Source organism: Oleiphilus sp. HI0123, from assembly GCF_001635315.1.
Window position 1 is genome coordinate 1 of sequence record NZ_LWGE01000671.1, and the last position, 488, is coordinate 488.

At 43.4% G+C, this 488-nt stretch carries 1 protein-coding gene; it reads left to right on the plus strand.

Features of this window, described 5'->3' with window-relative positions; genetic code table 11:
* On the plus strand, positions 1–488 hold a 488-nt coding region (locus tag A3761_RS06090), incomplete at both ends, for a VIT domain-containing protein (RefSeq protein ID WP_255374923.1).

Here is a 488-nt window from a genome sequence, read left to right on the forward strand (position 1 = left end):
GGATAGACGGTAAAGCTGTGACTGGCGAGGTGCTTGAGAAAAAACAAGCTCGCGAGATTTATGAGCAAGAAAAAGCACAAGGCAGAAAAACCGCCTTTATAGAACAGAAAGAGTATAAATGTTTTAGTAGTGCCGTTTACCCAGTACTGCAAAATCAAGATGTCAAAATCCGATTAGTCTACATTCAAGCTGTCCATTCAGACCATGGCATTGGCAGTTATGTCTACCCACTTGAAGATGGTGGCGTCGATGAAGAAAAGTTGGCCTTTTGGAGCTACAACGAAGTGGTAACCGAAGCATTCAGCTTCAAGATGAATATAAGATCCTCTTACCCTATTGACGATGTCCGTCTTCCGAAACATCCGCAGGCAATTGTCACCTCAAACACGAATCAGGCATGGCATATATCCATGATGAATGGGCAGGCCGCACAAAACGAAGAAGACTCAAACCCAATCACAGCAAAGCAATCAATCACTAAACTCGAT